This window comes from Frankiales bacterium (assembly GCA_016125335.1).
In the GTDB taxonomy this organism is placed as follows: Bacteria; Actinomycetota; Actinomycetes; order S36-B12; family CAIYMF01; genus Longivirga.
In genome coordinates, this window is the sequence record WGLY01000035.1 from 1 (window position 1) to 22,877 (window position 22,877).

At 72.8% G+C, this 22,877-nt stretch carries 19 protein-coding genes; 6 read left to right on the forward strand and 13 right to left on the reverse strand.

Going from position 1 to position 22,877, the window contains the following annotated elements; genetic code table 11:
* Positions 1-141: acetyl-CoA C-acyltransferase (locus tag GC157_16835; GenBank protein MBI1379125.1), on the forward strand; the 141-nt coding region annotated here is incomplete at its 5' end.
* A 25-nt stretch (positions 142-166) separates the two neighbouring features.
* On the opposite strand, the gene GC157_16840 is transcribed toward GC157_16835, so the two are convergent.
* Together GC157_16840 and GC157_16845 are read right to left on the reverse strand one after the other, a co-directional pair.
* Positions 167-1,720, reverse strand: coding sequence for an AMP-binding protein (locus GC157_16840; protein ID MBI1379126.1), 1,554 nt, complete (start codon positions 1,718-1,720; stop codon positions 167-169).
* Positions 1,721-1,856: 136 nt separating this feature from the next.
* Complete coding sequence (locus GC157_16845) at positions 1,857-2,915, reverse strand: transcriptional regulator (GenBank protein MBI1379127.1); 1,059 nt, start codon at positions 2,913-2,915, stop codon at positions 1,857-1,859.
* A 137-nt stretch (positions 2,916-3,052) separates the two neighbouring features.
* Between GC157_16845 and GC157_16850 the strand changes: the two genes are divergently transcribed.
* From GC157_16850 to GC157_16870, 5 genes are all read left to right on the forward strand, one after another.
* Positions 3,053-4,288 (forward strand): thiolase domain-containing protein, encoded by a 1,236-nt coding sequence (locus GC157_16850; protein MBI1379128.1) that lies wholly within the window; start codon positions 3,053-3,055, stop codon positions 4,286-4,288.
* 29 nt (positions 4,289-4,317) lie between these two features.
* The gene (locus GC157_16855) at positions 4,318-5,829 is read left to right on the forward strand and encodes an apocarotenoid-15,15'-oxygenase (protein MBI1379129.1); all 1,512 of its coding nucleotides are present in this window, start codon (positions 4,318-4,320) and stop codon (positions 5,827-5,829) included.
* Positions 5,830-5,884: 55 nt separating this feature from the next.
* A complete protein-coding gene (locus tag GC157_16860; protein MBI1379130.1) occupies positions 5,885-6,610 on the forward strand; it encodes a hypothetical protein in 726 nt (241 codons plus the stop codon).
* Positions 6,411-8,474, forward strand: a complete 2,064-nt coding sequence (locus tag GC157_16865) for an AMP-binding protein (protein ID MBI1379131.1) — start codon at positions 6,411-6,413, stop codon at positions 8,472-8,474. The genes GC157_16860 and GC157_16865 overlap by 200 nt, the downstream gene beginning before the upstream one ends.
* Positions 8,475-8,536: 62 nt before the next feature.
* Positions 8,537-10,066 (forward strand): long-chain-fatty-acid--CoA ligase, encoded by a 1,530-nt coding sequence (locus GC157_16870; protein MBI1379132.1) that lies wholly within the window; start codon positions 8,537-8,539, stop codon positions 10,064-10,066.
* 57 nt (positions 10,067-10,123) lie between these two features.
* Here GC157_16870 and GC157_16875 read toward each other — a convergent pair whose 3' ends face one another.
* The 11 genes from GC157_16875 to GC157_16925 all read right to left on the reverse strand — a co-directional run bounded on the left by GC157_16875 (position 10,124) and on the right by GC157_16925 (position 22,817).
* A complete protein-coding gene (locus GC157_16875; protein MBI1379133.1) occupies positions 10,124-11,836 on the reverse strand; it encodes an AMP-binding protein in 1,713 nt (570 codons plus the stop codon).
* 106 nt (positions 11,837-11,942) lie between these two features.
* Positions 11,943-13,256 carry an ABC transporter substrate-binding protein gene (locus GC157_16880; protein ID MBI1379134.1) on the reverse strand — a complete coding sequence of 438 codons (1,314 nt, stop codon included), beginning with the start codon at positions 13,254-13,256 and terminating at the stop codon, positions 11,943-11,945.
* A gap of 83 nt (positions 13,257-13,339) precedes the next feature.
* The gene (locus tag GC157_16885) at positions 13,340-14,488 is read right to left on the reverse strand and encodes a branched-chain amino acid ABC transporter permease (GenBank protein MBI1379135.1); all 1,149 of its coding nucleotides are present in this window, start codon (positions 14,486-14,488) and stop codon (positions 13,340-13,342) included.
* Complete coding sequence (locus tag GC157_16890; protein MBI1379136.1) at positions 14,485-15,384, reverse strand: branched-chain amino acid ABC transporter permease; 900 nt, start codon at positions 15,382-15,384, stop codon at positions 14,485-14,487. Before GC157_16890 ends, GC157_16885 begins: the two co-directional genes overlap by 4 nt.
* Positions 15,385-15,405: 21 nt before the next feature.
* Positions 15,406-16,179 (reverse strand): ATP-binding cassette domain-containing protein, encoded by a 774-nt coding sequence (locus GC157_16895; protein MBI1379137.1) that lies wholly within the window; start codon positions 16,177-16,179, stop codon positions 15,406-15,408.
* A complete protein-coding gene (locus GC157_16900; protein MBI1379138.1) occupies positions 16,176-16,934 on the reverse strand; it encodes an ATP-binding cassette domain-containing protein in 759 nt (252 codons plus the stop codon). Before GC157_16900 ends, GC157_16895 begins: the two co-directional genes overlap by 4 nt.
* Before the next feature lie 391 nt (positions 16,935-17,325).
* Positions 17,326-19,044 carry an AMP-binding protein gene (locus tag GC157_16905; protein MBI1379139.1) on the reverse strand — a complete coding sequence of 573 codons (1,719 nt, stop codon included), beginning with the start codon at positions 19,042-19,044 and terminating at the stop codon, positions 17,326-17,328.
* A gap of 41 nt (positions 19,045-19,085) precedes the next feature.
* Positions 19,086-19,976 (reverse strand): acyl-CoA thioesterase II, encoded by an 891-nt coding sequence (locus GC157_16910; GenBank protein MBI1379140.1) that lies wholly within the window; start codon positions 19,974-19,976, stop codon positions 19,086-19,088.
* Positions 19,973-20,881: an SDR family NAD(P)-dependent oxidoreductase gene (locus GC157_16915; protein MBI1379141.1), complete on the reverse strand. Its 909-nt coding sequence runs from the start codon at positions 20,879-20,881 to the stop codon at positions 19,973-19,975. Before GC157_16915 ends, GC157_16910 begins: the two co-directional genes overlap by 4 nt.
* A 189-nt stretch (positions 20,882-21,070) precedes the next feature.
* Complete coding sequence (locus GC157_16920) at positions 21,071-21,532, reverse strand: acyl-CoA thioesterase (protein ID MBI1379142.1); 462 nt, start codon at positions 21,530-21,532, stop codon at positions 21,071-21,073.
* Positions 21,533-21,539: 7 nt separating this feature from the next.
* On the reverse strand, positions 21,540-22,817 hold the full coding sequence (locus GC157_16925; GenBank protein MBI1379143.1) for an iron-containing alcohol dehydrogenase: 1,278 nt from the start codon (positions 22,815-22,817) through the stop codon (positions 21,540-21,542).
* Positions 22,818-22,877: the final 60 nt, after the last annotated feature.

Below are 22,877 nucleotides of genomic sequence, written 5' to 3' on the forward strand. Positions count from 1 at the left end.
CACCCCTTCGGCATGACCGGCGCCCGCATCACCACCACCCTGATCCACTCCCTGACCCACCACGACAAGCAGATCGGCCTCGAGACCATGTGCGTCGGCGGCGGCCAGGGCATGGCCATGGTCCTCGAACGCCTCAGCTAGCACCCACCCGCGGGCGGGCGGCCGCTCACGCCTGGGGGTCGGACCCCCACCGCCGGCGCAGCTCGGGCTTGTCGATCTTCAGGCTCGCCGTGCGCGGGAGCGGGTCGTCCACGAAGCGCACGGTCGTGGGCTTCTTGTACGACGCGATCCGCTCGCGGGCCGCGGCGATCACGGCCGCCTCGTCCAGGGACGGGTCCGAGCGGCGCGCCACGGCCACCACCGTCTCGCCCCACTTCTCGTCCGGCACGCCGAACACCGCGATCTCCTCCAGGCCGGGGAGGTCCACCAGCGCCGCCTCGACCTCGGCCGGGAACACGTTCATGCCGCCGGACACGATCATGTCCTTGAGCCGGTCGGTGACGTAGAGGTAGCCGGCCTCGTCGAGGCGTCCGATGTCGCCCGTGCGCAGCCGGCCGTCGACGACGGCCTCGGCGGTGGCGTCCGGGCGCTTGTAGTAGCCGGCGAACATGGTGTCCGAGCCCACCGTGATCTCGCCCGGCTCACCGGGCGGCAGGACTCGGCCGTCGGCGTCGACGATGGTCAGGTCCATGATGTGCACGGCCCGGCCGGAGCTGGCGAAGACGTCGTCCGCCTCGCACCCGGCCTCCCAGTCCGCGCTCTCCGTGCGGGTCACCGAGGAGCCGGTCTCGGTCATGCCGTACGCCGTCGCGAACCGGCCCCGGGTGGCCTCCACCACGCGCTGGACCACCGGCGCGGGCATCTGGGAGCCCGAGTGCATGGCCGTGCGCAGGGTGTCCAGCACGCGCGGCTGGCGGCCGAGCTCCTCGGCGAACGCGGAGGCCAGCGGGGTGGGCACGTAGGTGAAGTTCGAGCCCTCCTCGATCATCCGGGCGCACCACTCGTCGGCCGGCAGCCCGGACATGAACGACAGCTCGCCGCCCAGGAAGAGATGGGGCAGCACCACGCCCCAGATGCCGGCGACGAAGGACAGCGTCCCCGTCATCGCGCACCGGCTGCGCGGCCGGAGGTCGAAGTGGACCGGCATGTGCTGGAGGATCCGCAGCATCGAGTACTGCGTGTGCATCACGCCCTTGGGCGTGCCCGTGGTGCCGCTCGTGAAGCCGACGATCGTGAGGTCGTCCGGCCCGCGCGGCACGTCGGGCGTCGAGGTCGAGGCGGCCGCGAGCAGCGTCTGCCAGTCGAGGTGGCGCCCGTCGGCGCGCTCGCCGACCGCGACCACGACGCCGATGTCCTCGAGCGCGGCGAGCCCGGCGAGCTTGGGGGCGACGTGGCCGGTGTAGAGGAAGGCTCGCGCGTCGGCCTCGGCGAGGACGGCCTCGACCTCGCGGGGGGCCCAGCGGTCGTTGACGTGGATCGCGGGGAAGCCGCCGATCAGGCAGCCGACGTAGGCCTCCACCGACTCGACCCGGTCGGCCACCATGAGCGCCACGTGGTCCCCGGGCCGCAGCCCCGCACCGGCCAGGGCGTTGGCGAACCGCGAGGCGTTCTCGAGCAGCTGCCGGTGGGTGCGCACCTGGCCGCCGCCGCGCAGCGCGACGCGGTCGCCGGCCCGCGTGATCGCCCGGGTGAGCAGGGATCCGGCGGTGTCGATGGGCATGGAGGTCCCTTCCCGAGCGGTGGCGGTGCACGGCGGCCGTGCGCGGCGGGCCGGTGCCCGCCCGCACTTCAGTTAGCGGTGCTGCCTTGTATACCGCGCCCACCCGCCCCGGTCCACACCCCGGGGTCGGGGCGGTTCAGCCGCCGGGGGTGCGCCGCTTGCGCGGGCCCTGGAAGCCCTGCCGCAGCGGGCGGCCGTTGCCGCCGCGCACGGCGGCCACCGCGTCGCCGGCCCGCACCACCTGCACCGCGTGGCCGCGCAGCCGCTGGCCGCACGCGCTGCACTGGAGCCTCGGGTGGAACGCGTTCCCGCACTCGACGTGCGTCATGAGCAGCGCGGGCCCCTCGGGCGACTGGAACCACCGCTCGCCCCAGTCGAGCACGAGCGCGGTGACCGGGTAGAAGGAGCCGCCCTTCTCGGTGAGGGCGTAGATGCTCCAGTCCGGCCGCGTGGGGTTGGGGCTCGGGGTGAGGACGCCGATCTCGCAGAAGGTCCGGAGCCGCTCGGCGACGATCGTGGGCGGTGCGCCCATCCAGGCCTCGAACTCGCCGAAGCGGCGCGCGCCCATGAAGGCCGCGCCGATCATCGCGGTCGACCACCGGTTGCCGATGAGCGCCATGGTCTGCTCGACGAGCTCGGGCGGGCGGGTGCCGGAGTGCGAGCGGCGGCGGGTGGACGCGGCGGGGATGCTGCGCGGCCACGACCCGCTGGGCCCGAAGGCGGCGCGGACGTCGTGGATGGTCGTGGGCTTGTCGCAGGCGGCGCACACGTGCACCGGGGAGAAGACCTGGCCGCACTCGGTGTGCCGCATCTGCGGGAGGCGGTTGTCCGGGTCGTCGACCCAGGTCTCCTCCCAGGCCCACATGCTGATGAGGATCGGCCACAGCTGCCGGCCGCGGGTGGTGAGGTGGTAGTCGTTGCGGGGCGGCCGGGAGTTGTACGGCGCCCGCTCGAAGACGTCGGCCTCGACCAGCCTCGCGAGGCGCGCGGTGAGCACGGAGCTCGAGATCGGACCGGCCCGCAGCCACTCGTTGTACTGGGTGAAGCCCTGCTGGAGCGCCATCTCGACGATCCAGAGCGTCCACTCGTCGCCCACGATCCCGATGCTGGCGGCGATCGAGTTCGGGCCACCGGCCGGGAGCAGGGTGACGCGACTGTCGGATCGCTCCGTCACGAGGTCCACGCCACCGCCCATCCGCCGAGTCGGGGGCGATGCTAGCGCCGCGCCGCACAGGGATCGACCACGAGCACCGCCCGGGACCCGGACCCGTCCGTTGACGGCACACTCTGTTTGTTGTAGTAATGGAACCCCGCACACCGAAGGAGCAGCCGATGGAGCGTCCGGGCAGCTGGGTCGTCGGCGGGTACCAGACGGACTTCGCCCGCAACACCGTCCGCGAGGGCACCGGCTTCGACGGCCTCTTCGAGGAGACCGTCGCGCACACGCTCGAGTCCGCCGGCGTGCCGGCGGCCGAGATCCAGGTCGTGCACGTCGGCAACGCCTTCGGCCAGCTCTTCACCGGCCAGGGCCAGCTCGGCGGCATGCCCGCCACGGTCGACCCCGCGCTGTGGGGCCTCCCGGCCGTGCGCCACGAGGCCGCCTGCGCCTCCGGCTCCATGGCCCTGCTCGCGGCCACCGCCGAGATCGAGGCGGGCCGCTACGACGTCGCCCTCGTGCTCGGCGCCGAGATCGAGAAGACGGTCGACGGCGAGACGGGCGCGCGCTACCTCGGCGCGGCGGCGTGGATCGGCCACGAGGGCGAGACGGCCACCTTCATGTGGCCGCACATGTTCGACCGGCTCACCGACGAGTACGACCGCCGCTACGGCATCGACGACCGCTACGTGCACGCGATCGCCGAGCTCAACGTGCGCAACGCCAAGCGCAACCCCAACGCCCAGACCCGCGGCTGGAGCTTCAGCGACGCCAGCTTCACCGACGACGACGAGGCCAACCCGGTCGTCGAGGGCCGCGTGCGCCGCACCGACTGCAGCGCGATGACCGACGGCGCGGCCGGGATCGTCGTGGTGAGCGACCGCTACCTGCGCGAGCACGGCGGGCTGCCCGGACGACGCAAGGCGCGGGTGCTCGGCTGGGGGCACCGCACGGTGGGGCTCTCGCTGTCGCAGAAGCTCGAGCAGTCCGCGTCCGAGCCCTACGTGCTCCCGCACGTGCGGCAGACCATCGTCGACGCGTTCGACCGCGCCGGCATCGGCGACGTCGACCAGCTCGACGCGATCGAGACGCACGACTGCTTCTCCATGAGCGAGTACGCCGCCATCGACCACTTCGGCATCACCGGTCCCGGCGACAGCTGGAAGGCGCTCGAGGGCGGCGACATCGAGATCGGCGGCCGGCTCCCCGTCAACCCGAGCGGCGGCCTCATCGGCGGCGGCCACCCGGTCGGCGCCACCGGCGTCCGCATGGTGCTCGACGCCTACAAGCAGGTCACCGGCCAGGCCGGCGACTACCAGGTCGAGGGGGCGCGCACCGTCGCGACGCTCAACATCGGCGGCAGCACCACCACCAGCGCGAGCTTCGTGATCGGCGCAGACCCCGCGGCCTGAGCCGCGCTCCGCACACTGGGAGGAACACGGTGGAGATCGAGATCCTGGGCCGCGCGCTCACGACCATCCCCGCGGACGACGACCACCCCTACCGCACCGGCCCCTGGCGGCCGCAGCAGGTCGAGCGCAAGGCCGACGACCTCGACGTCATCGGCGAGCTGCCGGCCGACCTCGACGGCGTCTACCTGCGCAACACCGAGAACCCGGTGCACCCCGCGCTCGAGGTCTACCACCCGTTCGACGGCGACGGCATGGTGCACGTCGTCGGCTTCCGCGACGGGAAGGCCTTCTACCGCAACCGGTTCGTGCGCACCGACGGGTTCGTCGCCGAGCAGGAGGCGGGGCACGCCCTGTGGGCCGGCCTGGCCGAGGACCCGGCGAAGTCCCCCACCCAGACGGGCTGGGGCGCGCGCGGGCGCCTCAAGGACTCCTCCAGCACCGACGTCATCGTGCACAACGGCGTGGCGCTCACCAGCTTCTACCAGTGCGGCGACCTCTACCGGCTCAACCCCACCACCCTGGAGACGCTGGGCAAGGCGACCTGGAACGGCAAGTTCCCCAGCGACGTCGGGGTCTCCGCCCACCCGAAGCTCGACGAGCACACCGGCGACCTGCTGTTCTTCAACTACTCCACCGAGGCGCCATACATGCACTACGGCGTCGTCGACCCGGACGACAACCTCGTGCACTACGTCGACGTGCCGCTGCCCGGACCGCGGCTGCCGCACGACATGGCGTTCACGGAGAACTACACGATCCTCAACGACATGCCGCTGTTCTGGTCGCCCGAGGCGCTCGCGGCCGGCAAGTACGCCGCGCGCTTCTACCCGGACATCCCGGCCCGCTTCGCCGTCATCCCGCGCTACGGCAGCACCGAGGACATCCGCTGGTTCGAGGCCGACCCCACGTACGTGCTGCACTTCGTGAACGCCTACGAGGACGGCGACGAGATCGTGCTCGACGGCTACTTCCAGGAGAACCCGGAGCCCCCGGCCGGCGGCGGCACGCTCTACCAGCGGATGTTCCGCTTCCTCGACAACGACCGCCTCGGCCCCAAGCTGCACCGCTGGCGCCTCAACCTCGCGACCGGCCTCACCAAGGAGGAGTCGCTCACCGACACCGTGAGCGAGTTCGGCATGCTCAACGGCCGCCACGCCGGGCGTCGGCACCGCTACAGCTACTCGGCCACCGCGCTGCCCGGCTGGTTCCTGTTCAACGGCATCGTCAAGCACGACGCCGAGACCGGTCGCGAGGAGAAGTTCTCGCTCCCGGAGGGCGTCTACGCAAGCGAGACGGCGATGGCCCCGCGAGTCGGCTCGCAGAGCGAGGACGACGGCTACCTCGTCACGATCGTCAGCGACATGAACCGCGACCTGTCCGAGTGCCTCGTGTTCGACGCGAGGAGCATCGCGGACGGCCCGGTCGCCCGCGTGCAGCTGCCCGAGCGCGTCTCGAGCGGCACGCACTCCACCTGGGCGCCCGGCTCGGACATCCCCGGCTGGGGCGTCGCCGACGACCCGGCAGCCGCCGTCGCGCTCTGATCCCGCCGCCGGTCTCGCCCGCGGCACCGCCTGCACCACGGACGAAGGAGAACGCATGACCGGGTCGAACGCTGCGCCGAGCTGGGCCAAGCTGCGCCAGGTGGTCATCGCCACCACCGAGCACGACTCCGACCTGACCGCGGTGCGCAAGGCGTTCGGCCTCGGCGCCGGCTTCGCCGACCCCGAGCTGCACGAGCTGCACATGGACGACGCGACCATGCCGGTGTCCGGGGAGCGCTACCTCGAGTTCGTCGCACCGACCGGGCCCGAGGCCGCGGTGCACCGCTGGATCACCCGCATCGGCGGTCGCGGCGGCTACGTCCTGTCCGTCCAGCACCCCGACCCCGACGCGGTCAAGGCTCGCGCGCTCGCCGCCGGCGTCCGCGTGCCGATCGACACCGAGGCGCTCGGGCACCGGATCATCCAGCTGCACCCGCAGGACGTCGGGCTGCTCCTCGAGCTCGACGGCATCGCCGACCCGCAGGCCTGGTTCTGGGACGACATCAACCCCGGGCCCGAGCCGGACGCGACCGTGAGCGACATCGTCGGCGTCGAGGTGCCGGTGGCCGACCCGGCCGCCACTGCGGCGCAGTGGCACAGCCTGCTCGACCTCGGCGAGCCCGGCAGCGAGCCCGTGGTCGACCTGGGCGGCTGCTGGGTGCGCTTCGTCGAGGGCGGGCCGTCGGCCGAGTGGACCGTGCACCTGCGTCGTGCCGACACCCCCGCGGGTGCCGCCGCCCAGGCGCCCGAGCTCCCCGGTCTCCGGTTCGTCCTCGTCTGAAGGAGCAGCCGACGTGTCCACGGGCACCCCGCAGACCGCTCCCCGCTTCCGCGCGACGCACCTGTTCCCCCCGGTACGGCTCTCCGTCGAGGAGCGCCCCGACGGCGTCCTGGTGCTGAGCACGGGCCAGCTCGCCAGCACCCCGCCGCCGACCCTGGCGCAGATCCTCGTGGACCGGGCGGCGGAGCACCCGGACAAGCCGTTCGTGTGCGCGCGCGGCGCCTCGGGCGACTGGGACACGGTCACCTACGGGGCGATGAAGGACACCGCCGACCGCATCGCCGGGTGGCTCGCCTCGCGGGCGCCCGTCGAGGGGCGCGAGGAGCGGATCCTCATCGTCACCGGCAACTCCGTCGCCCACGCCGAGCTGATGTTCGGCGCCTCCGCCGCCGGCGTCCCCATCTGCCCCGTCAGCGCGCAGTACGCCCTGTCGCCGAGCGGGCGCTACGGCCGGCTCGCGCACGTCGTGGACGTCCTGCACCCCACGATCGTGTTCGCCGAGCACGTGGCACCCGTGGCGGGCGCGCTCACGGCCGTGCTCGACCCGGACGTCACCGTCGTGTGCCGCGACGCCGAGCACTGGCCGGGCGCCGTCGCCTGGGACGACGTCCTCTCGCACCCCACCGTCGCGGACCCGGACGCCGCGATCGCGGCGCTCGACCCCGCCACCCCCCTGCGCTACATGCTCACCTCGGGGTCGACCGGCCTGCCCAAGATCGTGGTCCAGACCCACCGGATGTGGTGCACCCTCATGACCGGCGCCACCGAGGTGCTCGCGGCCGCCTCCGGCTGGGGCGTGCGCACGCTCGACTGGATGCCGTGGAGCCACGTGGCCGGTGCCAGCGTGCTCATGGGCTCGCTCATCAACGGCGGCACCTTCTACCTCGACGACGGCCGGCCCACGCCCGACCTGTTCGCCGCCACCCTGCGCAACCTCGCCGAGGTGCAGCCGCTGTTCTTCGCCAACGTGCCGGCGGCGTTCGCCATGCTGTGCGACGCCGTGGAGGCCGACGCCGAGCTGCGCGCGCGGTTCTTCGAGCACCTCCAGCTGTGCCTGTTCGGCGGCGCCGGGCTGCCCCAGCCGGTGTACGACCGGTTCCAGCGCATGGCCGAGGAGGTGCTCGGCGAGCGCGTCATGTTCACCACCGGCTACGGCGCCACGGAGACGACGGCCGGTGTCATGTCCATCTCCTGGCCGACCACCCAGGTGGGCGTCGGGCTGCCGGTGCCCGGGGTCGAGGTCAAGCTCCTCCCGGTCGACGACGAGCGCTACGAGGTGCGCTTCCGCGGCGACTGCGTGATGTCGGGCTACCTCGACAACCCGACCTCGTCCGCGGCCGTCTTCGACGAGGAGGGGTTCTACCGCAGCGGTGACACCCTCACCTTCGTCGACCGCAGCCGCCCCGAGCTCGGGCTGGTCTTCGCCGGCCGCACGGCCGAGGAGTTCAAGCTGCTCACGGGCACCTTCGTGCCCGGCGGCCGCCTGCGCGCGCAGCTCGTCGCCAGCACCACGCCGGTGGTGCTCGACGCCGTCATCTGCGGCGAGGGCCGCGACGAGGTCGGCGTGCTGGTGTGGGTGAACCCGAACGGCTGCGCCGCCGAGATCGGCGTCGAGGGCACGCCGGCCCAGCTCGCCGAGGACCCCCGCGTGCTGGACTGGATCTGCGACCGGATCCGCGCGGCGGACTCCGACGGAGGCACCGCGGAGCGGATCGCCCGCGTCGCCGTCCTCGTGGCACCGCCCGACCCCGAGATCGGCGAGGTGTCCGACAAGGGGACCATCAACCAGTCGATCGCGCTGAAGAACCGCGCCGCCGACGTCGACCGCCTGTACGCGGGCGGCCCCGGCGTCCGCGTGCTCTGACGCCGCCCAGCGCCACCCCAGGGACCGGCACGGGCCGGCCCCGGCACCGAGGAGGACCGTCGATGTCCGTCGCAGAGCTGGTCCGACGGGGGATCGCCGTCGACCCCTCCGCCCCCGCGATCCTCGGGGACGGCCGTCCGGCCACGTTCGCCGAGCTCGACCGCGCCTCCAACCGGGTGGCGCAGGCGCTCGTCCGGGCCGGCGTCGCGCGCGGCGACCGGGTGGCCTTCGTCGACCGCAACTCCACGGAGTACTGGGAGGTCTTCCTCGGGGCGCTCAAGGCCGGGGCGGTGCTGGTGCCGCTGAACTTCCGGCTGACGACGCACGAGCTGGCCTGGGCCCTCGAGGACTCGGGCGCCGTGCTGGTGGTGGCCGGCGCCCCCTACGCGCCGCTGCTGGCCGGCTCGGGCGTCCCGGTGGTGGTCACCGGGGGCGAGGGCGCCGGTGCCACGGCCTACGAGGAGTGGGTCGGGGACGCCGCCGACCTCGACCCCGGCCGCGACGCGCGGGGCGACGAGCTCGCGCAGATCATCTACAGCTCGGGCACCACCGGCCGGCCCAAGGGCGTGCTCATCGGCGCGGACCAGCTCGCGTGGTCGGTGCAGGCGTTCGGCGCGGTCTTCGACGTCGGGCCCGACTCCCGCAGCCTGGTACCGGTGCCGTACTACCACGTGGCCGGCGGCGGCTGGGCCCTCATCACGCTCACCAAGGGCGGCACGATCGTGCAGTCGCGCGAGCCCACGGCGGCCTCGATGCTCCAGCAGATCGTCGACCTGCGCGTGACGCACACCGCGATGGTCCCGGCCGTGATGCAGGTGCTCACGCAGGACCCGGACTCGCGCTCGGCGGACTACTCCGCGCTGCGGCAGGTGGTCTACGGCGGGTCGCCGATCTCCGAGCCGCTGCTGCGCGCGTCGGTGGCCACGTTCGGCGCGGACCTGTTCCAGTCCTACGGGCTGTCCGAGACGGTCGGCGTCACCACGGTGCTCGGCCCCGAGCAGCACCGCCTCGACGGCGACCTGAGCCGGCTGAGCTCGGCCGGCCGGGCCATCGAGGGGATCGAGATCGAGATCCGCGACGTGGCCACCGGACGACGGCTCGAGCCGGGCGGCAGCGGCGAGGTCGTCGTGCGCGGTCCCAGCGTCACGCGCGGCTACTGGCAGCGGCCGGAGGCGACCGCCGACGCGTTCACCGACGACGGCTTCTTCCGCACGGGCGACATGGGCGTGATGGACGACGAGGGCTTCCTGTACATCCGCGACCGGATCAAGGACATGATCGTGACCGGCGGGGAGAACGTGTACCCGGCCGAGGTCGAGAGCGTCCTCGCCGCGCACCCGGACGTGCTCGACGTCGCGGTGGTGGGGGTCCCCTCGGAGAAGTGGGGCGAGACCGGGCTGGCCTTCGTGGTGGCCCGCCCCGGTGCCACGGCGGAGGACATCATCGCGTTCGGCCGCGAGCGCATGGCCCACTACAAGTGCCCCACCTCGGTGGAGTTCGTGCCCGAGCTGCCCCGCAACCCGTCCGGCAAGGTGCTCAAGCGCGAGCTGCGGGCGCCGTACTGGGAGGGCGCGAGCCGCCAGGTCGGTTGAGTCACGCACGAGGCCCCGCGCACCCGGACCGGTGCGCGGGGCCTCGTGCGTGCGGCGTCAGTCGCGGACCGGTCCTGCCTCGGCCCGCACGTCGTCGCGCAGCTGGCGCTTGAGGACCTTGCCCACGGGGTTGCGCGGCAGGGCCTCGCGCACCTCGAGCCGCTCGGGCAGCTTGTAGGAGGCGATGTCCTGCGCGGTCAGGTGCGCCACGACGCTCTCGAGGGTGACGGTGCGGCCGGGCTTGGGGGCCACCACCGCGCACACGCGCTCGCCGAGCACGTCGTCCGGGTAGCCGACGACGGCCACCTCGGCGACGTCGGGGTGGCCGGCGATGAGCTGCTCGAGCTCGGCCGGGGCGATGTTCATGCCGCCGCGGATGATGAGGTCCTTGGCCCGGTCGACGTAGCGCAGGAACTCGTTGTTCGGGCCGTCGATCACGAAGACGTCGCCGGTCTTGAGGTAGCCCTGCTCGTCGAAGGGGCTCGCCATGCTCTCACCGTCGACGTACCCCGCGAACAGGCTCGGGCCCTTGAGCCGCAGCTCGCCGGGGCGGCCGGGCTCGTCGATCTCCTCGCCGGTGTCCGGGTCGACCAGCCGCACGGAGGTGGTGCGGGAGGCCGGGAAGCTCCACTCGCGGCCGCCGCCGTAGCGCGGGAAGTAGCGCGCCCGCTGGGCGGGGTCGGTCATCAGCTTCACGTCGGTCATGAGGCTGATGCCCTCGTTGGAGCCGAAGAAGTTGATGATCGAGATCCCGTGCCGCTCGTACCAGCCGCGCACCATCCACTCCTGGAGCGGCACGGAGCCGGAGCCGATGCCCGTGAGGCTGGAGATGTCGGCGTTGGCGAGGATGTCCTCGTTCTGGAGCAGCAGCGCGAGGACCGCCGGCGGCGCCACCGTGTAGGTGACGCGCTCCTGCGCGATCTGCGTGAGGAACACCTTGAGGTCGAACGGATGGTGCTGCACCATCACGCAGCCGGTGCGCAGCCAGGGCAGGAACATGCCGTTGATGCTGGCCATGTTCACCATGGGGAACGGGTTGAGCACGCGCGAGTCGTGCTGGAGGTCCGGCGAGTAGACGGTGTCCCAGCTCATCGCCAGCCACTCGTAGTGCGCCCGCGGGACGCCCTTGGGCCGGCTCTCGGTGCCGGAGGTCCAGCAGATGGTGATGCAGTCGTTGGGGTCCACCGGGTGGGCCTCGGCGTACGCCGCCACCTCGGCCAGCTCGGCCTCGCCCACGGCCGCCAGCGCGTCGGCCAGGCGCACGGAGCCCTCGACCTCGGTGGGGCCGTAGTGCAGCACCGTGCGCAGCGACGGGATGCCCGCTCGCTCCGCCACGACCTCGGCGGCCATCTCGCGGTGGCCCACGCGGTCGGCGGTGAGGAACGCCTTGATCCGGCCGATGTTGCCCAGCTCGGTGACCTCGTGGCGCCGGTACTGCACCGGCAGAGGAGAGACGATCGCCCGCACGCGCCAGGCGGCGAAGTAAACCAGGATCAGCTCGACGATGTTGGGCAGCTGGACGGCGAGGACGTCGCCCTCACCGATGTCGTGGGCGCGCAGCACGGCCGCGAGGCGCTCGCTCTCGGCGGCCAGGTCGTCCCAGGTCAGCCGGAGCTCGTCGAGGTCGACCAGGTCGCGCTTGTTGGGGGGGTCGACGGCGGCGAGCTCCGGGCCGTACTCGGCCACCCGGTCGGCGATGACCTGCTGGACCGTCTCGTCGGCCCACCAGCCCTTCCCCGTGTACTCCGCGATCCGCTCCTGCGGGTGCATCTTGCGTCCCGGCATCTCGACTCCCTCCTCGATCCGTCCTGGTACGTGCCGAGCGGACGGCCGACCGTCGTTCCCGACGGCCGGCCGTCCGCTCGTGGTGCCTGGCCTAGGCGATCGGGATCACGTTGCCTTCCAGGTCGAACATCTTCTTCGACGCGTTCCACACCTGGGTCTGGAATCCGGAGAATCCGGTCATCGCCGTGGGCGTGCTCAGCCACGTGATGCCGTCGATGAACATCGGGCAGGGGTAGTTCTGGTTGCGTGCTGCCTGGATGACGCTCTCCTGGGTGAGGCCGTTGGCGGAGTCAGCGGCCTGCTGGAGGGTGTTGATCGTCATGTCGGCGGCGATCCAGCCCGCGATGGTGATCGTGTTGCCGGAGTCGCTGGTGGTCACCTCGGAGAGGTACTCCTTGACCCCGGCGTCGGAGGCGAGGCTCGGGTCGGCCGGGTTCTTGCTCCAGGTCGGCACGATGACGCCGTTGGCGGCCTTGCCGGCCGCGATCCAGCCGGTCTGGTCGGCGCAGTTGCTCGGCGCGATGACCAGCTTGGGCGTGAAGCCCACCCGGGCCATGGCCTGGACGTCGGGACCGCAGTCGTTGGTGATGCCCGCGATGTAGACGACGTCCGGGTTGGCCGCCTTCAGCGCCGTCGCCGCCGCGTTGGGGTCGGTCGACGGGGCGATCGTGCCGACGGTGACGTTGGTGCCCTTGGCGGCGTTCTGGAACGCCTCCGAGTAGCCCTTGCCGGACGCCGTCTGGTTCTCCGCGATGCCGACGTTGGCGCCGTTGGGGAACTTCGACTGGATCAGCGAGACGTCGTACTTGGCCTCGAGGTCCGCGTTGGGCAGGAACTGGACGGTCCAGGGGTACTGCGAGATGTCGCGGTACTGCGCCACCGAGGAGCTCGGGTAGAGCAGCGGGACGCACGCGGCGTTCTGGTCGTCGGCGATGGCCCCGACCGGGCCGCTGCCGAAGGTGATCAGCGAGTCGACGTGGTCGCTCTGGATGAACTCCGTCGCGTTGGTCTTGGCACGGTCGGGCGTGAACGCGTCGTCCTTGTACTGGACGTCGATCTTCACGCCGTTGATGCCGCCGGCGTCGTTGGCCGCCTTGATGCGGGCCTTCCAGCCGTCGAAGTAGAGCCCGACGACGCCGGCCACGGGGCCGGAGAGCGGTGCGCTGTAGCCGATGGTCCACGTGTCCGTGACCTTCTGCGTCGGCGCGGCCGGGTCGGTGCAGTCGTTCAGGTTGACCTGGAACTGGTCGGACGCAGCCGAGCTGCTGCTCGCCGCTCCTGTGTCGGAGGAGCTCTCGCTCGGAGTGGTGGAGCTGCTGGAGCCGCACGCTGCGAGCAGCAGCGCGGCGGCGGCGAGGCCGGCGGTGGGGAGAACCAGCCGTCGACCGGGCTTGCGGTGGGCCATCGGGTTCTGCCTCTCGTGAGGGGGTGGTGCGAGATAGGGAAGAGGGGGGCCGGGGCGGCTCCGGGCGAGCCGTCGCTGCGCAGTCAGGCATCCTCCGTTCTGCCGGCATGGGTCGGCGAGGCTGCCGCGGACGCGGCGTGCGGTTCTGGGGGACTGGCGGAGCCCGAGTCGGGCGCCGCGCCGGTGGTCGGGAGGTCCGGGGGAGCGGGCAGCACCCGCACGAAGCGTCGGCCGAGCTTCAGCACGCCGCCGACGATCCCCTCGGGGACGATGAAGATGATCGCGATGAGCGCCGCCCCGAACAGCACCGCGGACACCTGGCCCTGGCCGAGGTCCGAGGTGTAGTAGGGCAGGTACACCACGACGAGGCCGCCCACGATCGGGCCCAGGTAGGTCGCCTGGCCGCCGATCATGAGCCCCGTGAGCAGCACGATCGCGCTGAGCAGGGTGAACGAGTCGTCCGCGACGAGGCTGCCGAGGAACATGGCGAACAGCCCGCCGGCCAGGCCGGTGAGGCCGCCCGAGAGCCCGAACGAGACGGTCTTGACCACGGCGAGGTTCACGCCGGACGCCGCCGCGGCGATCTCGTTGTCGCGCACGGCGACGAGGGCGAGCCCGTAGCGGCTGCGCAGCAGGCTCTTGAGCACGATCATCACGAGCACGAGCAGGATCGCGGACAGCCAGTAGAGCCACAGCGACTTCTGGTTGAGACCCAGCCCGGTCCACTCGGGCGGGCGCAGCATCGTGCGCCGGATGGTGAGGCCGCTCGAGCCGCCGGTGAGGTCCGGGAAGCGGTCGATCACCTCGGGGAAGGCCACGCCGAACGCGAGGGTGACCATCGCGAAGTAGAGGCCGCGGATGCGCAGCGCCGGCAGGCCCACGACCAGGCCGGTGAGGAAGCACACGACGATCGCCACGGGCAGCGTGTACGTCGCGTTCCAGCCGAACTGCACCACGAGGATGCCGGTGGTGTACGCGCCGAGGCCGAAGAAGGCCGAGTGGCCCACCGAGATCATGCCCGTGTAGCCGGTGGAGACGTTGAGGCCGGCGATGGCGATCGAGTAGATCAGCACGCGCGTGACCTGGCCCTGGTCGAAGGCCGGCAGCCCCGCGCCCCAGATCATGGCGAGGACGACGAGCACCCCGCCCAGGCCGATGAGGCCGAGGTGGGTGCGGGAGTTGCGCCGGATCACCCAGGGCCGGCGCGCGGCACGAGCCTCCGCGGTGCTCATACGCGCTCCACGCGTCGCGAGCCGAACAAGCCGGTGGGCCGGGCGACGAGCACCAGCACGATGATCGTGAAGGCGACGGTGAGCTGGAGCGTGCCGCCGAGGAAGGTGGCGTACCCGTTGAGCAGGGACGCCCCGATGCCGAAGATCAGGCCGCCCACCACAGCGCCCTTGATGCTGTCGAGGCCCCCGAGCAGCGCGGCCGCGGACGCGAAGATCAGGATCGGGAAGAACCCGCTGAGGTTGAGCTGGTTGGGGGGCAGGACCGGTACGAGCAGCACGCCGGCGAAGGAGCCGATGGCGGCCGACAGGCCCCAGCTCAGGCTGAGCACGCGCCCCACGCGGACGCCCGACAGCGAGGCGGACTCGGGGTTGGTGGCGACGGCGCGCATCTTCAGGCCCAGCGACGTCCGGTTGAGCAGCAGGTTGAGCAGCGCGACCACCACGATCATGAGGAGGACGATCCCGATGGTGTCGTAGTGCAGCCGCGAGCCGGCGACGAGGAAGTAGCTGTCGCCGCCCGAGGGGAGCAGCCGCGGGAAGAGCTTGTCGGCCGGGCCCCAGATCCAGCCGTCGGCGCCGTTGAGGCCGATGAACAGGCCCAGGGCCACGATGAGCACGGCTGACTCGCTGCGTTTCGCGACGGGTCTGATGAGGAAGCGCTCGGTGAGCACCCCCATCACGAAGCCGACGGCGATGCAGACAGCCATGGCGAGCAGCAGCGGCCAGCCCTTGGTGGTGAGCCACCACGCGATGAAGCAGGTGAACAGCGCGAACTCGCCCTGGGCGAAGTTGATCGTGCCTGAGCTGCGGAACACCACCACGAGGGCGAGCGCCACGAGCACGTAGATGGCTCCGGCCGTGAGGCCGGAGAACGTGCGGTCGAGGAAGATCTCCACTGTTGCGTCCCTGGTCCCTTGTCAGTAGCCGAGGTAGGCGCGTCGGATGGCGTCGTTGTTGCGGAAGGTCTCCGCAGGGCCCGAGTCGACGACCGACCCGACCTCGAGGAGGTACACGCGGGAGGCGATGTCGAGCGCGAGCTCGGCGTTCTGCTCCACGAGCAGCAGTGCGGTGCCGAACTCCCGGTTGATGTCGCGCAGCACGCGGAAGAGGTCCTGCACGATGACCGGCGCGAGGCCCAGGCTCACCTCGTCGCACAGCAGGAGGCGCGGCCGGGCCATCAGCGCGCGGGCGATCGCGAGCATCTGCTGCTCGCCGCCGGAGAGCGTGCCGGAGACCTGGTTACGCCGGTCGGCGAGCGGCGGGAAGATCTGGAACATCCGCTCGACGTCCTCCGCGATCTCCTTCTTGGAGGAGCGGGTCACGGCGCCGACGCGCAGGTTGTCGCGGACGGTCATCGCGGTGAGCGTGCCGCGGCCCTGCGGGACGAGGCCGACGCCGTGGCCGAGCATCTGGTCCGGCCGCGCCCGCCCCACGGACCGGCCCTGCACCCGGATGTCGCCGGTGTGCGGGATCAGGCCCGCGATCGCGCTGAGCAGCGTGGACTTGCCCGCGCCGTTGGCGCCGAGGACGACGACGACCTCGCCGGGGTCGACGTACAGGTCGATGCCGTGCAGCACGTTGGCGGCGCCGTAGCCGGCGCGCAGGCCCAGCACGTCGAGCAGCGCGCCCTCGTGGCCCGGGCCCGAGGTGGTGGCCGCGGAGTCCTGCACGGCGGGGTCGGAGGCGGTCATGCGGCCCGGCCCAGGTAGGCGTTGACGACCTCGGGCGAGCGCTGGACCTCTTCGGGGTCGCCGTCGGCGATCTTGCGGCCGAAGTCCATGGCGACCACGTGGTCGGAGATGCCCATGACCAGGCCCATGTGGTGCTCGACCAGCAGGACGCTGAAGCCGTACTCGTCGCGCAGGCGGACCACGAGCGAGCCGAGCTCGGCCACCTCGGAGTGGGTGAGGCCGCCGGCGGGCTCGTCGAGCAGCAGGAGGCGCGGGTGCCCCATCAGGGCGCGGGCGAGCTCGACGCGCTTGAGGGTGCCGAACGGAAGGCCGTGGGCGGGGCGCAGGGCGACGTCGGTGAGCTCGAGGTCCGCGAGGATCGCCCACGCCTCGTCGGTGAGACGGCGCCGGGCGCGGTAGTTGGTGGGCCAGCTGACCAGCGACGGGAACAGGTGCGGGGTGCTGCGGGAGTGCGCCCCGAGCATCGTGTTGTCGAGCACGGTCTGCGTGGGGAACAGCGCGAGGTTCTGGAACGTGCGCGCGACGCCGGCGCCCACGACCTGGTCGCGCCGCTTGGAGAGCAGGTCCGTGCCGTCGAAGGTGATCTGGCCGGAGTCCGGCCTGTAGATGCGCGTGATGCAGTTGAACAGCGACGTCTTGCCGGCGCCGTTGGGCCCGATGAGCCCGCAGATCTGGCGGTCCTCGACGCGGAAGCTGATCCGGTCGAGGGCGGTGATCCCGCCGAACCGCAGCACGACGTCTGTGACCTCAAGCACCTGGCAGCTCCCGGCTGGTCTCGCTCGAAACGCGGTTGTTGCTTCAGTTAGCAGCGCGGCAATGTCTATAGGACGGTACGCCCCGGGTCAACGGATTGAACGAGATTGGTGGCGAACCGGAATGTGTCTCGGCGGAGCGATCGCTCCGGATCCCCGGCAGTGGCGGAGTTGAAACGGCAACGATCTGATTTCGGTTGCGGCGCAAGCGAAATGAGGACATCGCGTGACACCGTGTTCACAACGCTCGCGGGGCGCGCGCAGGCGCACGGCGGACGACGGACGGCACGTCGCGTCCCGCCCCGCGGGCCGCGACGACCCCGGGTCACGCCGGCAGTCGTCGCGGTGTCCTCGCCCGTCGGGACGCGGTCGCGGCCGTCCCGACGTGTGGGCCTCACGGCACCGGCTGAGGACTCGTCGTCTCCTCGCGCAACCGCTGGCGCAGGTCGCGCTTGAGCACCTTGCCGATCGGGTTGCGCGGCAGCGCCTCCACGATCACGAGCCGCTCAGGCCATTTGAAGCGGGCCACCTCCTTGTCCTGGAGCAGCTGGACGAGGTCGTCCAGCGTGGGCGGTGATGCGGGGTCGCGCGGGACGACGAACGCGCACGGGCGCTCGCCGAGGCGCTCGTCGGGCATGCCCACCAGCGCCACCTCGACGACGTCGTCGTGGGCGATGAGCAGCGCCTCGATCTCCGCGGCGGACACCTTGTAGCCGCCGCGGCTGATGAGGTCCTTGGCCCGGTCGACGTACACGAGCGTGTGCGCGCCCTCGTCGGCGAACTCGAAGATGTCGCCCGTGCGGAAGAAGCCCTGCTCGTCGAACGGGGACGGCGCGTCGCCCCAGTAGCCGGCGAACAGGGCCGCCGAGCGCACGCGCAGCTCACCCGGCCGGTGGGGCTCGTGGATGTCCTCGCCCGTCTCGACGTCGACCAGGCGGGACTGCGACTCGCGGCCGATGCGCGCCCGCCAGGCGAAGCCGGGATCGCCCGGCCGCGGGAAGAGGTGGCCGCGGTCGGCCGGGTCGGGCACGGTGTCGGGGCAGCCGAACAGGCACAGGCCCTCGTTGGAGCCGAAGAGGTTGAGCACCTCGACGCCGTGGCCGCGCTCCCAGCCCTCGATCATCCAGCCGGACATCGGCGCCGAGCCCGAGCCCACGGCGCGCAGCGACGAGAAGTCGCGCTGCCGCATGAGCTCGCCGTTGGCCACGAGGCTGTCGAGCACCGCGGGCGGCGCGCAGGTGTAGGTGACGCGCTCGGTCTCGATCTGGGTGAGGAACGTCTCGAGGTCGAACGGGTGGTGCTGCACGAGGCGTGCGCCGAGCACCACCCACGGCACGAACATGCCGCCCATGCCGCCCGCGTTGACCATCGGGAACAGGTTGAGCAGCACGTCGTCGGCGACCAGGCGCGGCTCGGCGATGGTGGCGCTGGCGATCGCCTCCCAGTCGCCGTGCGCGCGGGGGACGCCCTTGGGCGTCCCCTCGGTGCCCGACGTCCAGCACAGGGTGACGAGGTCGTTGGGGTGCAGGTCGAGGCCGTCGGCGTAGGCGCGGAACTCCGCGTCGAGGGCGTCGTCGGCGAGGTCCTGGTCGAGCGCGACCGCGCCCTGCGGGACGTCGTCGCCGAAGGTCAGCACCGTGCGCAGGGTGGGCACGGCGCCGACGAGCCCGAGGGCCTGCTCGGCGAGCCGGTTGCGCGCCGCCCGCGTGGTGGTGAGGAACGCGCTGAACCCGGCCATCGTGCCCATCTGCGTGAGCTCGTGGCGCGCGTACTGGATCGGGAACGGCGAGGCCGCGGCACCGAGCCGGATGATCGCGAGGTAGGCCAGCGCCAGCTCGACGGTGTTGGGCAGCTGGACGCCCACGATGTCGCCCTGCCGCACACCCGCCCGGTAGAGGGAGCGGGCCAGCCGGTCGGTCTCCGTGTCGACGTCGGTCCACGTGAGCCGGCGGGGCTCGCCGTCGGTGAACGACGTGCGGTTGGGCGCGTCGACCAAGGCGACGACGTCCGGCTTCTGCTGCACGTGCTCGGCGACGTGGCCGAGCCAGGTCAGGCCGGACCACCAGCCGTCGCGGAGGAACTCGTCCACGCGGTCCTCGGGGAAGAGCCGCATCCCATCCTCTCCGTCCGTGTCGGGGTGTCGTGCCGGTGGTGTCACGCGCGCAGGTCGGTGATCAGCCCCTCCTGCGCGCTCGAGGCGACGAACTCGCCGTCGTGGGAGTAGATCGAGGCGCGGCTGAGCGCGCGTCCGCCGTGGGCGACCGGCGACTCCTGCACGAACAGGGTCCAGGAGTCCGTGCGGGCCGGCCGGTGGAACCACAGCGCGTGGTCGAGCGAGACGCCGTCCCACAGCCGCGAGCCGCGGCGCTCCATGCCGATCGGGACGCCGTGAGCCACGAGGGCCGCGGCGAGCAGCGTGATGTCGCTGAGGTAGGCGAGCAGTGCGCGGTGGAGCAGGTCGTCGTCCGGCAGCGCCTCGCGGACGCGCATCCAGATGAGGTCCGGCGCGGCGGGCAGGCCGCCGCCCTCCGGAGCCTGCGCGCTGGGCGCCATGCGCACCTCGACGGCCTGGAAGCCCGACCACACCTCGTGCAGCCCGCCCCACGCCTCGGCGTTGTCGGCGAGGGTGGGCGTGTCCTCGGGCGCGGCCACCTCGGGCCGCGGCGCGGCGTGGGTGATGGTGCCCTCGGTGTCGGCGAACGAGCAGATGACCGTGGCGATCTCGCGGCCCGCCTGGAGCGCGGACACCGAGCGCGTGGACATGCGGCGCCCGTCGCGCACCGTGCCGACGGCGTACTCGATGGGGAGGTCGGGGTCGCCGGCGCGCAGGAAGTAGGCGTGCAGCGAGTTCGCCGTCTTGGGGCCCTCGACGGTGCGCGCCGCGGCGACGAGGCCCTGCCCGAGCACCTGCCCGCCGAACACGTGGTGCATGTTCATCGGCACCGGGTGCGCGCGGAACCGCCCGTCGTCGACGCGCTCGAGCTCCAGCGAGCCGAGCAGGCCGGCGACGGACGTGATCTGCAGCGATCCGGTGGTGTCGGTCATGCGCCGGCCACCTCGGCGGCGAAGTCGAGGAACCCCGCCAGCGCGTCCGGGTACTCGTGGGCCGCTCCGGCGCGGCTCTGCGCCACGAGGGCGGCGAGCCCGTCCGGGTCGAGCGCGTCGCCGGGCAGCGCCACCGTGCCCCACTCGACCGCGCTCGCCGCGCGCAGGCCGCCGCCGCCGGCCACGAGCACCTGGCCGTTGAGCCGGCAGCGCGGGTCGACGAGCGCCGTGACGACGGGCGCGACCGCCTCGGCGGTCATCGCGTCGCGGTAGCGCTGGTCCATGCCGGTGTCGGTCATCTGCGTGGTGGCGTAGGGGAGGAGCACGTTGGTGAGCACGCCGCGCCGCTCGCCCTCGACCGCGATCGCGCGGCCGAGCGCGATGACCGCGCCCTTGCTCGCGGAGTAGGCCGACGCCGTGGGCTCCCCGTGCAGGCCGGCGGTGGAGGCGACGAGCACGATGCGGCCCGAGCCCGCCTCGCGCATGCGCTGGGAGCACAGCCTCGCCACGTGCGCGCTGCCGCCGATGTTGATGCCGGTGACCGTGTCGAACCGCTCGGCCGTGGTCTTGTGGAACATCTCCGGGCTGCTGACGCCGGCGCTCGTGACGAGGAAGTCGATGCGGCCGAAGGCCGACAGCGCGGCGTCGAGCATCGCCTGGGCCGCGTCCGGTGCGGCGACGTCGCTGTGCTCGGCCACCGCTGTACCGCCGGAGGCGAGGATCTCGGCCACGACGTGGTCGGCCGGGCCGCGGCCCTCGGCGTCGACCTCGCGGTTGCGGTTGTTGACCACGACGCTGGCGCCCGCCGCGGCCAGGTGCAGCGCGAAGGCGCGGCCGAGGCCCTTGCCGCCGCCGGTGACGATCCCGGCCAGCCCGGCGAGGGGGCGGCCGTCGGCGGGCGTCACGGACACCCCCGCGCGGGCGCCGGCGCCCGGCCGGGCCAGGAAGGAAAGGCTCGACTCACTTCGCCATTTGTAGTACGTCGGTCCCGGGTTGGCAAGGATCCGTGCCGCGGTCGGGGGGCGGCTGCGGCCGCGGACGGCCGTGGGAGCGCTCCGGGGCGGGGCGGGTCCGGGCGGGCGGGCGGCGCGGCCTCAGGCGGGGTCGCCGGGCCGGGCCGGCAGGACCGGCAGGGCCTGGGCGGCGGCGCGGATCTCCGGCGGGACGGGGGCCGGGCGCCGGGTGGTGCGGTCGACGTAGACGTGCACGTAGCGGCCCAGGGCGCGCAGCTGCGGCGAGCCCTGGCGGAACACGGCGATGCGGTACGTGAGGCTCGAGCGGCCCACCCGCTCCATCGCGAGCCCGATCTCGAGCACGTCGGGGAAGCTGGTGTCGGCGTAGAACTCGCACCCCACGCTGGCCACGAGCGCGATCGAGGGCTCGTCGCGGATGTCGCGGCCGAGCACGCCGAGCAGCCAGCTGTTGACGGCGGTGTCGAGGTACTCGAAGTAGCGCGCGTTGTTGAGGTGGCCGTAGTGGTCGTTGTCGGCCCACCGGGTCGGCAGCACGGAGACGACCGCGAACGCGCCGCGGTCGAGGTCCGGGGCTGGGGTCATGCTCGCCTCACAGGGATGCGCGGAAGACCTCGGCGAGGTCGTCGGGGGTCAGGGCCACCGGGGCCAGGGCGAGCAGGCGCTGCTGGGCCAGCGCGCCGTCGACGAGGTCGGGCACGTCGGCGGCGGTGAACCCCACGTCGTGCAGCCGGCCGGGCACGCCGACCGCCTCGACGATGCGCCGCAGGACGCCGGGCAGCACGTCCTGCGGGTGCTCGGCGTCCGCCCGCGGGTCGAGCAGGCGGGCCGCGCGCAGGTGCCGCTCGGGCGAGGCGGGGAACGTGAGCCGGAAGGCCGCGGGGGCGGTGAGCGACACCGCGATCCCGTGCGGCACCAGCGCCTCGCCGTCCGGGTATCCGTCGGGCCGGTAGTCGCGGGCCCGGCCTGCGATGGGGTACGCGTCCGCGTGCGGGACGTGCACGCCGGCGTTGCCGAAGCCCATCCCGGCGAGCGTGGCGGCCAGCGCCATGCCCGCGCGGGCCTCGGCGTCCGACCCGTCGGTGACCGCGCGCACAAACGACTCGCTCATGAGCCCGAGCGCCTTCTCGGCCCACAGGTCCGACACCGGGTTGGCGCCGCAGTAGGGCACCCGCTGCTCGGGGCGCTTGGCCTCGAAGGCCGTGTAGGGGCGCGCGGTGTAGGACTCCAGCGCGTGGCAGAGCACGTCGAGGCCGGAGCTCGCCGTGACCATGGGCGGCTGCGACGCGGTGAGGTCCGGGTCGACGACGGCCAGCGAGGGCCGCAGCGCGGCATGGCTGATGCCGGTCTTGACGTGGCGGTCGAGGACGTCGAGGACGCACACCGTGGTGCTCTCCGCGCCGGTTCCGGTCGTCGTCGGCACCGCCACGAGCGGGGGCAGCGGGTGCTCCGGGGCCCGGCCGCCGCCGATCGGCGCGTTGACGTAGTCGAGCAGGTCGCCCGGGTTGGCGGTGAGCAGCGCGACGGCCTTCGCCGTGTCGATGCTCGAGCCGCCGCCCACGGCGACGAGCGCGTCCCAGGGCCCGGTGGCGCGCGCCTGCTCCACGGCGTCGCGCAGCGAGGCGTCGGTGGGCTCCACGTGCACGCCGGCGTACGTCGCGACCTCGTGGCCCGCGGCGCGCAGCGCCTCGGCGACCCGCTCGGGGGCACCGGTGGCGGCGACGCCGGCGTCGGTCACCACGAGCACGCGGCCCGCGTGCCGCAGCGCGAACGGGATCTCGGCGACCGCGCCGCGGCCGTAGACGAGCGGCGGCGCGGCGTAGGTGAAGACCGTCTCGGGTCGAGCCGGCGAGTCGAGCGCTCCGGCCATGGCGGGCCTCCTCGGCCGGCGTCCCGGCGACGCCGACGCCGGTCACCCTAGGCCGGAGCC